General features: G+C 63.8%; 11 protein-coding genes and 2 pseudogenes. 11 read left to right on the forward strand and 2 right to left on the reverse strand.

Annotation, left to right across the window (positions count from 1 at the left end):
* The first annotated feature begins 137 nt into the window (after nt 1–137).
* From AOQ71_RS16590 to AOQ71_RS16625, 9 genes and pseudogenes are all read left to right on the forward strand, one after another.
* Nucleotides 138–572 (forward strand): hypothetical protein, encoded by a 435-nt coding sequence (locus tag AOQ71_RS16590; protein WP_057747940.1) that lies wholly within the window; start codon nt 138–140, stop codon nt 570–572.
* A 73-nt stretch (nt 573–645) separates the two neighbouring features.
* Nucleotides 646–930, forward strand: a complete 285-nt coding sequence (locus AOQ71_RS16595) for a hypothetical protein (RefSeq protein WP_057747944.1) — start codon at nt 646–648, stop codon at nt 928–930.
* Nucleotides 931–939: 9 nt separating this feature from the next.
* Nucleotides 940–2,379 (forward strand): TolC family protein, encoded by a 1,440-nt coding sequence (locus AOQ71_RS16600; protein WP_057747947.1) that lies wholly within the window; start codon nt 940–942, stop codon nt 2,377–2,379.
* Nucleotides 2,380–2,392: 13 nt separating this feature from the next.
* Nucleotides 2,393–2,516 (forward strand): twin-arginine translocation signal domain-containing protein (locus AOQ71_RS47910; protein WP_245316914.1); only part of this gene is annotated, 124 nt, incomplete at its 3' end.
* A gap of 1 nt (nt 2,517) precedes the next feature.
* Nucleotides 2,518–3,729: pseudogene (locus AOQ71_RS16605) on the forward strand (multicopper oxidase family protein); the annotation flags it as partial.
* 37 nt (nt 3,730–3,766) lie between these two features.
* The gene (locus AOQ71_RS16610; RefSeq protein ID WP_057747950.1) at nt 3,767–4,222 is read left to right on the forward strand and encodes a cupredoxin domain-containing protein; all 456 of its coding nucleotides are present in this window, start codon (nt 3,767–3,769) and stop codon (nt 4,220–4,222) included.
* 17 nt (nt 4,223–4,239) lie between these two features.
* Nucleotides 4,240–4,542 carry a copper-binding protein gene (locus AOQ71_RS16615; RefSeq protein WP_057748089.1) on the forward strand — a complete coding sequence of 101 codons (303 nt, stop codon included), beginning with the start codon at nt 4,240–4,242 and terminating at the stop codon, nt 4,540–4,542.
* A 333-nt stretch (nt 4,543–4,875) separates the two neighbouring features.
* Nucleotides 4,876–7,017, forward strand: a complete 2,142-nt coding sequence (gene flhA / locus AOQ71_RS16620; RefSeq protein ID WP_057747953.1) for a flagellar biosynthesis protein FlhA — start codon at nt 4,876–4,878, stop codon at nt 7,015–7,017.
* Nucleotides 7,018–7,311: 294 nt separating this feature from the next.
* Nucleotides 7,312–7,512 (forward strand): hypothetical protein, encoded by a 201-nt coding sequence (locus tag AOQ71_RS16625; RefSeq protein ID WP_057747956.1) that lies wholly within the window; start codon nt 7,312–7,314, stop codon nt 7,510–7,512.
* A gap of 638 nt (nt 7,513–8,150) precedes the next feature.
* Here the strand turns inward: AOQ71_RS16625 and AOQ71_RS47915 are convergent.
* Nucleotides 8,151–8,513, reverse strand: a complete 363-nt coding sequence (locus tag AOQ71_RS47915) for a hypothetical protein (protein ID WP_245316909.1) — start codon at nt 8,511–8,513, stop codon at nt 8,151–8,153.
* 38 nt (nt 8,514–8,551) lie between these two features.
* Here AOQ71_RS47915 and AOQ71_RS16630 point away from each other — a divergent pair, with 38 nt between their 5' ends.
* On the forward strand, nt 8,552–8,782 hold the full coding sequence (locus AOQ71_RS16630; RefSeq protein WP_157083541.1) for a hypothetical protein: 231 nt from the start codon (nt 8,552–8,554) through the stop codon (nt 8,780–8,782).
* 163 nt (nt 8,783–8,945) lie between these two features.
* Nucleotides 8,946–9,146: a helix-turn-helix domain-containing protein gene (locus tag AOQ71_RS50240; RefSeq protein ID WP_430648625.1), complete on the forward strand. Its 201-nt coding sequence runs from the start codon at nt 8,946–8,948 to the stop codon at nt 9,144–9,146.
* Nucleotides 9,147–9,288: 142 nt separating this feature from the next.
* Here the strand turns inward: AOQ71_RS50240 and AOQ71_RS47920 are convergent.
* Nucleotides 9,289–9,537, reverse strand: a pseudogene (locus AOQ71_RS47920) (NAD(P)/FAD-dependent oxidoreductase); the annotation flags it as partial.

A 9,537-nucleotide genomic window follows, 5' to 3' on the forward strand; every position in this document is an offset into this window, starting at 1 on the left:
CCACACGGTCAAGCAACTTGGCGATATATTGGGCATGCGCGGTGCGCTGCGGTAAGAAGGAGCTTGGCGAAATCGTCTTTTGCCATTAGTTTGCAATCAGCGTGTGCAACATTGCCGCGCGAGGAGCCTATCGGCGGATGTTGCTGCGGTTGACGCGATCGGTGCGAATGAAGGTGGGGCGGATCATCGCTCTCGCCTATTTGTTCTGCGTGCTCGCGCCGGCGGCAAGCCTCGCTTTGGGTACCGGTCCCGCGCCATGCCTCGATGACGCGCTCCTCACCGACTTCGTGCCGGTTCAGATGGCGAGCCATATGCATGGGGATTCCTCGCATGAACATGCGGGAGCCCACGCGCATCACCAAATTGCGGCCAAGGACGCACCCGCTCCGCATCACCATGACGGCAAGGGAACGGTGGGCCCATGCTGCGCGATGATGTGCATCAGCGCGCTGCCAGCCGATCTGCCCGGCGTTGCCACACCGGTCCAGCCGACGTCGACCTGCGCGCCGGAGATCGTGGCCAGCCTGCACAGCACGGCGCCGCCCCAGCACTACCGTCCCCCCATCGCCTGATCTGACGCAACGACGTCGGTCCGAGCGCGCGTTTGCGCGCGCGAACCTGTGGTTTCCAGATCAGGGATGAATCATGCTTGCGCTTTTCGGGGCGAAGTCTGCCGCCGCATCTGCGGTGGGTGGGCGACTCTTTCCATTGAATTGGCCGCTGCTGGCCGTGGTTACGCTGGCGCTGTCCGGCTGCATGCCAGCCACCACGCACGTGGCCAGTGCGGACCCCGCCGATCCGGCGGCGAAGGTGGCACGCGTCGGCTACCGCTCGACCATCGCGCCTTATACCACCCTGCGGCCTGCGACACCTGCACCATGGCGGCAACGCAACGACGCCGTAACGCCGCAACCGAAGCAAGACCGGTAGGGACGCGTCATGGCACATCGTCTCGCGCGGGGCTTGCGCATGCTCACCGCGTTCGGACTCTCATCAATAAGTCTTGCCGGCTGCATGGCGTTCTCACCGGACGGCGGCATGACGACGGTCTCGGACCTCACCAGCCAGACCATTAATAAGGACGTCGCCTTCGTCCGATCAGCCGAAGGCGCCGAGGCCGTCGATGCGACCGTCCGCCGGCTGCTGGCGCGCCCGCTGACCATCGAGACCGCCGTGCAGGTCGCGCTGCTCAACAACAAGGGGCTGCAAGCCGCCTATAACGAGCTGGCGCTGGCCGAGACCGAGCTGGTCGAGCAAAGCTTGCCGCCCAATCCGGTGTTTTCGATCTCGCGCATCTCAGGCGATGGCGCGAACGAGATCGAACGCCAGGTTGTCGGCGACATCCTCGCCCTCGCAACACTGCCGTTCCGATCCGAGATCGCGCGGGATCGCTTTCGCCAGGCGCAATTGCGCGCGGCATTGGCAACGTTGCGGCTCGCCGCCGACGTGCGGCGCGCCTATGTCCGCGCGGTCACCTGCAACGAGCTCGTGGCGCTGCTGACGGATGCGAAGGCTACGGCGGAATCGACGGCACAGCTCGCCGTCAAGCTCGGCGAAACGGGCTCGATCAACAAGCTCGACCAGGCCCGCGAACAGGTGTTCTACGCCGAGACCACCGCCGATCTCGCCTCCGCGCGACAGGCCGCAACCAGCACGCGCGAACGACTTGCACGCCTGATGGGGCTGTGGGACGACGGCCTCGACTTCCGTCTGCCCAACGCATTGCCGCCGCTGCCACGACGGCCGCAGGCCTTGCCATCGATCGAGGCCGATGCAGTCGCCCATCGCATCGATTTGCAGATCGCGCGGCTCGAACTGACCGCGCTTGCGAAGTCGTTGAACCTGACCGAGGCAACCCGCTTCGTCACGCTGCTCGATCTCGCCGGCATCTCCCGCCGCACCCAGGATCCGGAGGGCGCACCGTTCCGCGAACGCGGCTTCGACGTTCAATTCCAGATCCCGATCTTCGACGGCGGCGAGGTGCGCGTGCGGCAGGCGGCGGAGACCTACAATCTCGCCTTCAACCGCCTGACCGAGCGTGCCGTGAACGTTCGCTCGGAGGCGCGCGATGCCTATCGCACCTATCGGTCCACGTACGACATCGCCAGCCACTTCCAGCGCGAGATTCTACCCTTGCGAAAAATCATCACCGAGGAGATGCAGCTGCGCTTCTCCAGCATGCAGGTCGACATCTTCGCACTGCTGACCGAGGCACGACAGCGCCTGGCATCGCTGCGCGGGGCCATCGATGCCAGACAAAGATTCTTCCTCGCCCAGTCCGACCTGCAAACGGCCGTCAATGGCGGCGGCGCGCCTGCGTCCGGCGGCGACACTTCGACCACCATCGCCGCGGCAGCATCTGCCGACGGCGACCACTGAGATGGAGGCCAGCATGTTTTCCCGCAGAGGATTTCTCGGCAGCGCTGCCCTTGCCGGCGCGTCGGCCATCGGCGGCCGCGTCCAGGCCGCATCGATTCCGGAAGCGCCGACCATGGACAAGGTTGTGATGCAGCCGCNCCGCCGCTACACCCGGTCAGCGGCCCGGACTACCGGCCCGTGGTCACCCTGAACGGCTGGTCGCTGCCGTTCCGCATGAACGGCGACTGGAAGGAATTCCATCTCGTCGCCGAGCCCGTGGTGCGCGAGTTCGCCGAGGGCATGAAGGTGAACCTGTGGGGCTACAATGGCCAGTCGCCGGGGCCGACGATCGAAGCGGTCGAGGGCGACAAGGTCCGCATCTTCGTCACCAACAAACTGCCCGAATATACCACCGTGCACTGGCACGGCATGATCGTGCCGAGCGGCATGGATGGCGTCGGGGGACTGAATCAGCCGCATATCGAGCCCGGCAAAACCTTCGTCTACGAGTTCGAGATGAGGAAGAGCGGGACCTTCATGTATCACCCGCATTCCGACGAGATGGTGCAGATGGCGATGGGCATGATGGGCATGGTCGTCGTGCATCCGCGCGATCCGAACTTCCGGCCCGTCGATCGCGACTTCGTCTTCGTGATGAGCACCTATCGCGTCGATCCCGGCAGCTATCTGCCGCAGGTCAACGAGATGACCGATTTCAACATGTGGACCTGGAATTCGCGGGTGTTTCCCGGGATTGATCCGCTGCCGGTGCGGCTCGGCGACAAGGTGCGCGTGCGCATCGGCAATCTCAGCATGACCAACCATCCGATCCATCTGCACGGCCACAGCTTTTCTGTGACCTGCACGGACGGCGGCTGGATTCCCGAGACGGCGCAGATTCCCGAGACGACCACCGATGTCCCGGTCGGCGCGGTGCGCGCGTTCGACGTGCTCGCCGACAATCCCGGCGACTGGGCGTTTCACTGCCACAAATCGCACCACACCATGAATGCAATGGGACACGAGGTGCGCACCCTCATCGGCGTGTCGCGGAAGGACCTCGCCAAGGCGGTCGGCAAGCTCGCGCCCGACAGCATGGCAATGGGTTCTACCGGCATGGCGATGGGCAACATGGAGATGCCCTCGCCCGACAACACGCTGCCGATGATGACCGGCTCCGGCCAGTTCGGCCCGATCGAGATGGGCGGCATGTTCACGGTGATGAAGATCCGCGAGGGCCTCGCGCGCGACGATTACCGCGATCCCGGCGCCTATCAATTCCCGCAAGGCACCGTCGCCTATGAAGTCGCCTCGCCCGCGGCGGAGGCCGCACGGCAACCCGCAGCGCCGATGCCGAAGATGAAGATGTAACCCACGCGTTTCGATCAACCACCAACCGGAGACCACAATGACAAGAACAATCGGCATCGTCCTGGCGCTGGCCACGCTTTCAATCGCGCCCGCCCTTGCGCATGAGGGGCACGGCCATCACGGCTTCTCGGCCGGCGAGCCCGGTGATCCCAGCAAGCCGGCGCGCACCATCGCGATCGCGATGAGCGAGATGTCCTACGAGCCGTCCAAGATCGACGTCAAACGCGGCGAGCAGATCCGCTTCGTGCTGCGCAATGTCGGCAGGGAAGACCACGAATTCCTGCTCGCCACACCTAAGGAAAATCTTGCCCATGCCGAGGTGATGAAGAAACACCCGCACATGGAGCACGACGATCCCAACGGCGTGCGGCTCGCGCCGAACAAGACGGCCGAGATCGTCTGGAAGTTCACCAAACCAGGCACCTTCGAATTTTCGTGCCTGATCCCCGACCATCGCGATTACGGCATGGTCGGCCACGTCACCGTGAAATGAAGACAATGGAGGCATCAATGAAGCCAATCATCCGCACCACCGCCGCAGCGCTTGCGCTGGCGCTGGGCCTGACCATCAGCGCGCTGGCGCAAGCCGCTTCCATCAGCGGTGAGGTCAAGAAAATCGACGAAGGCGCCGGCAAGATCACGCTCAAGCATGGCCCTGCGAAAAACCTCGGCATGGACGAGCCCATGACCATGGTCTACCGCGTCAAGAATCCCGGCATGCTCAAGCAGGTGAAGGTCGGCGACAAGGTGACCTTCGAAGCCGAGGAGGCGGCGTCGGGGTACACGGTGACGAAGCTGGAAAAGGCGAAGTAGGGCGGTCCACCACTACCGCCGTCATTCCGGGGCGGTCCGCAGGACCGAACCCGGAATCTCGCGGTTCCGGGTTCGGCTCTACGAGCCGCCCCGGAACGACGCGGGAAAATCCCCGAATCCCTTCGGCCCCGACCTCCCCACCCCCCTTCGTTAACCCTTTGCTAACCATACACCCGGCAAGAATTGCCGGGTGAAGTCGAGTGTCGTCAGCCGCGTAAGACGGGAGCTCCCGTGGACGCCAGTGCGGTGCCTCACTTTCGGACCGGCGGCCCTTCGGCCGCTGCGCAGGCGTTTGGGGCGCGCGGACGGCAGTCGCGCGGGGAGGCAGCTACCATGGTCGACGTCACCGCGGGTCAGGGCGTAGGCGGCGCAAAGCCCGGGATCCCCTCCCTCTCCGACATCGTCACCATCCTCAAGCGCGGCGACATCGCGCTCGCGCTCGGCATCCTCACCATCCTGGTGGTGCTGATCCTGCCGCTGCCCGCGATCGTGCTGGACCTGTTCCTGGCGATCTCGATCACGCTGTCGATCCTGATCCTGATGACCTCGCTGTTCATCCAGGCGCCGCTGGAATTCTCCGCCTTCCCGACCATCCTCTTGATCTCGACCATGCTGCGGCTGTCGCTCAACATGGCCTCGACCCGCCTGATCCTCTCGCACGGGCACGAGGGCACGGATGCGGCAGGTCACGTCATCGAAGCCTTCGGCAGCTTCGTGATGGGCGGCAATTTCGTCATCGGCATCATCGTCTTCGCCATCCTGATCATCGTCAATTTCGTCGTCATCACCAAGGGTTCGGGCCGTATCGCCGAAGTCGCCGCGCGCTTCCACCTCGACGCCATGCCCGGCAAGCAGATGGCGATCGACGCCGACCTGTCCGCCGGGCTGATCGACGAAAAGGTCGCCAAGGAGCGGCGCAAGGCGCTGGAGGACGAGAGCGGCTTCTTCGGCGCCATGGACGGTGCCTCGAAATTCGTCCGCGGTGACGCCATCGCGGGCCTCCTGATCGTCTTCATCAACGTGGTCGGCGGCATGATCATCGGCGTGGCGCAGCAGGGCCTGTCCTTTGCCGATGCCGGGCGCAGCTACACGCTGCTGACGGTCGGCGACGGCCTCGTCACCCAGGTGCCGGCGCTGATCGTCTCGACCGCGGCCGGCCTGCTCGTCTCCAAGGCCGGCGTCTCCGGCGCCGCCGACAAGGCGCTGATGAAGCAGTTCTCCGGCTATCCGCAGGCCCTCGCAATGTCCTCGGCGGTGATGCTGGTGCTGGCGGCGCTGCCGGGCATTCCGACCCTCCCCTTCCTCGCGCTCGGCGCCGGCGCCGGCGCGCTGGCCTGGACTGCGCGTAACCGCAACCGTGCGACGGCCAAGGCCGAAGCCGTTGCCAAGGCCGCGCCGGCGGCCGGTCAGCCCGGCGCGCCGGGCGCTGCGGCCGCGGAGGAGCCGATCTCGGCGGCGCTCAAGATCGACGACCTCAAGATCGAGCTCGGCTACGCGCTCTTGCCGCTCGTCAACGGCCCCGACGGCACCGACCGCCTCACCGAGCAGATCAAGGCGCTGCGCCGTTCGCTCGCGATCGAGATGGGCTTCGTGATGCCGGCGGTGCGCATCCTCGACAACGTCCAGCTCGAGGCCAACACCTACATCATCAAGATCAAGGAGGTCGACGCCGGCACTGGCAAGATCTGGCCGAGCCAGTTCATGGTGATGGATCCCGGCGGCAGCCAGGTGCAGGTGCCCGGCATCCACACCACCGAGCCGACCTTCGGCCTGCCCGCGACCTGGGTCGACGCCAGCCTCAAGGAGGAGGCTTCGCTCAAGGGCTACACCGTCGTCGACGCCGCCACCGTGCTCTCGACCCATCTCACCGAGCTGCTCAAGGCCAACATGTCGGACCTTCTGTCCTACGGCGAGGTGCAAAAGCTGCTCAAGGAGCTGCCGAAGGAGCAGAGCGAGCTGGTCAAGGACATCGTACCCGGACAGGTCACCGTCTCCGGCATCCAGCGCGTGCTGCAGCTGCTGCTGGCCGAGCGCATCTCGATCCGCGACCTCTCGACCATCCTCGAGGGCATCGCCGATTCGCTCGCCTTCTCGCGCAACCCCGCGACCATGGTCGAGCATGTCCGCGCCCGCCTCGCCCGGCAGATCTGCGCGCAAAACACCTCCTATGCCGGCTACCTGCCGCTGATCGCTCTGTCGGCGAAATGGGAGCAGGCCTTCGCCGAATCCATCATCGGCCAGGGCGAGGAGCGCAGCCTCGCGATGCAGCCCTCAAAACTGTCGGAATTCATGACCGCCGTGCGCGAGGCCTTCGAGCGCGCCGCCCGCGAAGGCGAGGCGCCGGTGCTGGTGACCTCTGCGGCAATTCGTCCCTTCGTCCGCTCCCTGGTCGAGCGGTTCCGGGCCCAAACGACGGTTCTATCGCAGGCCGAGATCCACCCCAGGGCGAGGTTGAAAACGGTCGGAAGCATCTGATTTGCCTTAAGAAGCCGTGTGTTTTTCGGCCACAGGCAAATGGTTTTTGAGTTCCTGGCGCCTTGTCGACCAGAGGCTGAAAAGGCGCCTTTCGAGCAAATTATACCGTTGAAATAATTGCCAAATCGACCGATCAAGCGCTGCTTTTGATCGCGATCTTTCACGTCCTATCACGCTGTTGTGATGGCCTCTTGGGAACGAATCCCACACATACTAGGTTGTTGGGCACCGGAAGTATGAACCTGCCTGCAGGGGTCGGCGACTACTTCGGGTAGATGGCGGCAGGAGGCTTCCATGAACCACTCGATCTACAGCGCGGATCGCTCGACCCACCTGAAGGTGGTGGCCGTGGCGCTCGTCGCCGGCATCGCAGTTGCGGGTTTCGGCATCTCGGCGCGCTCGGGTTCGGATGAAGGCCTCACACAGACTGCTCGCGTCATCAAGGCCGGCAAGCCGGTCGTGATCACCAGTTCGAACGCATCGCTCGTTCGCTAAGGAGATTTTGAGTTTCAGGAATTCACGCGGCTCTTTACCAGCCCCCCAAAGTCGCCACGTGGATATGTAGACGACCCAACCCCAAGTCGACTACAGAAAGCGCCCGCCCCCCACGGGCGCTTTCTCATGTCTGGGGGTGGCTGCGAACGCCCGACCTCAGTTTCCGCGCCCAACTGCTTCCACATCGCCATTGCGAGCGCAGCGACTTGTCCGCCGAAGCCTTGGCGAAGGCGGAAGCAATCCAGGGTCTTTCCGCGGAGGGATTTCTGGATTGCTTCGCTGCGCTCGCAATGACGGCGTGTGCGGAAGCATGGTCGCTTCATCAATTTGTATCTTCATCGCAGACACACTTTCGCATCCTCGCGGCTCATCTCGCCCGAGTTCTGCTTCATCATCGCTCACCCTCAAATGAAAGAGGGCGCAGGGAAGACCGGGTGCCCGACCGGCACCCGCGGTCCACTGTGCGATAGGTTGCGCTACAAGAGGCTGCACAGCGGCATACAGGTGAAGCCGAAACATCCGGCCTTCCCTGCGCAGTGGTTGGAACGGCTATGTCGTGATCTCCCCGGGGAGCGATGCACTATTGCCCCCGTCGTCTCGCAGATGACTGATGTGCACGCCCGGTTGGACATCGCACCTCACCACGAGCCTTGGCGCACAGGCTCCGGGCGCCAGGACCACACGATTTTGCCGTACGCGGCAATCACACCGGTCGTTTGCGCGATGGCCTCGCTCACGGTTGCCCGCCCTGCAAAGCCTGATCGCGCCGATGTGACCTGCGCCCACCGCCGCCCGGCCCGCGTCGTGACGATCGCGATACGCCCCTCTTCCATGGGCCGGGTTGCGCGATACATACGATATTTCCGAATTTCGGTAAAGTGGAATATTTTTGCTGGTAGATATTGCCCCACGCCTTGGGTGTTTTGCCCGTCAGGCAGCGCAAGCGATTGTGGATGTGTTGGCGCCCTGACAATTAATGGGTTTGAATTGGCCAGCTTCACAACCGATGGCCCGCCAAGCGGCCAGCTCAGAGCTACAAATGACCGACCAGAACGACGTCGAACGCAATTGCCCGGAGTGTGACGGGACCGGCCAGGACAGGGGCATGCATCCGGTTCGCTTGGGCGAAAAGAATGAGTTTCGTCCCTGCACGAAATGTGGCGGATCGGGGAAGATCAAAGAGACCGCCGCGATAGCTGTCATCTGGCCGTCGAAATTCGACGCAAGCGCTCCATTGCCACGCCCGCTGACGGTACGGACCGTTGATTGAAGGGCACGACCTTGGACATGCGGTGCTTCTACTTTTTAATGATTGTCCTTTTAGTATGCCGATGATCATATAACCGACTACGACCGTGTTTATCGGAATTGGGTCAAAATTGATTCCCTCTACGCCCGGTGCAAACTCGTGCCGTTTTCGAACCTGAAGCAATCTGCCGGTTGCTCATCGGCACGACGACGGCAAAAGGCTTTGGTCTCTACGCGCGCAACTCGCACGGGGCATGCCGGCAACGTCAGTTTCATCGGCGGCTTTCGCGAACGGCTTTTCGCACATGGGAGAGCTATCGCACCTCTATAAGGCCACGTTTGGAGAACTGCCGTCCGAGACGCTTTTGCGAAGTAGGGGCGGCTGAAGCGCTTGCGAAACGCGCCGAGCCGGCAGGAAGCGCACACCTGGCCGTCAGGCTGACCGGCTCCCTTTCAATGTCTGCTTCTGGCTCGCCGCTGACTGCTTCTGCGCATCGGTTCGATAGGCTTGTGGGTGCGCACCGCAGCTCAACGCCGCATCACCCCATAAGTCGGCGGCGGCGCCTGCACCGTCGGCGCTGCCGCAGCGAACAGGTCGTCCTTACTGCCTGTCAGCGGCGGATAGATACGCTTGCAGTTGATGGCTTGCTTGGTCGCCTTGGCGGCCTGCCCGGTCGTCCGCACTTCGCGATCCCAGCCTTCCGTGTAGAGCGCGCCCCAGGCGCCGAGATCGAGCACGGTGACGTACCAGTCGATCCGCAGCGGCAGCAGCGGCTC

Source organism: Bradyrhizobium manausense (assembly GCF_001440035.1).
GTDB lineage: Bacteria > Pseudomonadota > Alphaproteobacteria > Rhizobiales > Xanthobacteraceae > Bradyrhizobium > Bradyrhizobium manausense.

Bases quoted from the DNA above. Each gene is read 5' to 3' on its own strand.
- AOQ71_RS16625 (WP_057747956.1), top strand. From the start codon at position 7,312: ATGAACCACTCGATCTACAGCGCGGATCGCTCGACCCACCTGAAGGTG.
- AOQ71_RS16595 (WP_057747944.1), top strand. From the start codon at position 646: ATGCTTGCGCTTTTCGGGGCGAAGTCTGCCGCCGCATCTGCGGTGGGT.
- flhA (WP_057747953.1), top strand. From the start codon at position 4,876: ATGGTCGACGTCACCGCGGGTCAGGGCGTAGGCGGCGCAAAGCCCGGG.
- AOQ71_RS16590 (WP_057747940.1), top strand. From the start codon at position 138: ATGTTGCTGCGGTTGACGCGATCGGTGCGAATGAAGGTGGGGCGGATC.
- AOQ71_RS16610 (WP_057747950.1), top strand. From the start codon at position 3,767: ATGACAAGAACAATCGGCATCGTCCTGGCGCTGGCCACGCTTTCAATC.
- AOQ71_RS16600 (WP_057747947.1), top strand. From the start codon at position 940: ATGGCACATCGTCTCGCGCGGGGCTTGCGCATGCTCACCGCGTTCGGA.
- AOQ71_RS16615 (WP_057748089.1), top strand. From the start codon at position 4,240: ATGAAGCCAATCATCCGCACCACCGCCGCAGCGCTTGCGCTGGCGCTG.
- AOQ71_RS16630 (WP_157083541.1), top strand. From the start codon at position 8,552: ATGACCGACCAGAACGACGTCGAACGCAATTGCCCGGAGTGTGACGGG.